General features: G+C 38.5%; 1 protein-coding gene. It reads right to left on the bottom strand.

Translation table 11 applies throughout. From position 1 onward, the window contains the following. Window positions 1–81: 81 nt before the first annotated feature. The coding region (locus tag ACFIL8_RS11380; RefSeq protein WP_375681598.1) for a DUF3987 domain-containing protein at window positions 82–858 on the bottom strand (777 nt) is incomplete at its 5' end.

An 858-nucleotide genomic window follows, 5' to 3' on the forward strand; every position in this document is an offset into this window, starting at 1 on the left:
CTTTTGGAAAAAAGTTCCTTGATGAGAATGCCATAAAAAGAGTTTTGCGTGGTTGTCTTAAAGACTTCAAAAGAGATTTCTTTATTGTTTTATGCTGTTGTTTTTAACCAAAGGATGCCATTCATACCGTCTATCAGGACGCCGACCTAATTCATTCCCCTCTATAGGAAATTCACGAATATAGTTACAACGACATAAAAGCTCTAAAGCTTGCTTAACGGCTCCATTGTCTTTTAAAGATCTCCAACACCGTCTATAGATATCTCTTGCCGTAAAAACATTGGGTAAAAGATCACAGCGCTCTACAATTAATTTTGCACGCTCTGCTGTTAATGTATCATTCGCCGCATAAAGACGTTTTGCATGGCTTATCAGATATTCTTCCCAATATAAGGCTCTCTCAAGGGCATCTCTATTGATTTCAAAACGCCCCCCTTCACTCAATTCAAAAATCAATGCAAGGGTTGGTATGGTTTTATTCATTTTCAAAAGATGCGCTTGTAAACTTGATGAGAAATGACCTCCTTTGATTGTTCTTTGAAAATTTTCCCACCATACACGAAACATTTCTTGAGCTTCAGCAGAAAAGCGTATGGTAATAGGGTGTTTTGGTGATCCTAATGGTTTATCATAAAGAGAACGAAAAATTCCTTGATAACTTTCCCATGCCTTTTGATTGGGAGGTCTATCAACCCATAACCGCTCTTTTCGTTCATCGGGCCACACCAGCATTTGAAACCGTTGCAATAAGCCGTCATTATTTGTTCCATGGTGCATTGCTTGAATAATGGGAATAATCCGTGAAGGTTGAATGCCCCCAATAATGGAAATGGTTGCATTGGGAATAAAAATGGTTCC

Source organism: Bartonella sp. AP57NXGY, assembly GCF_042195805.1.
Classification (GTDB): domain Bacteria; phylum Pseudomonadota; class Alphaproteobacteria; order Rhizobiales; family Rhizobiaceae; genus Bartonella.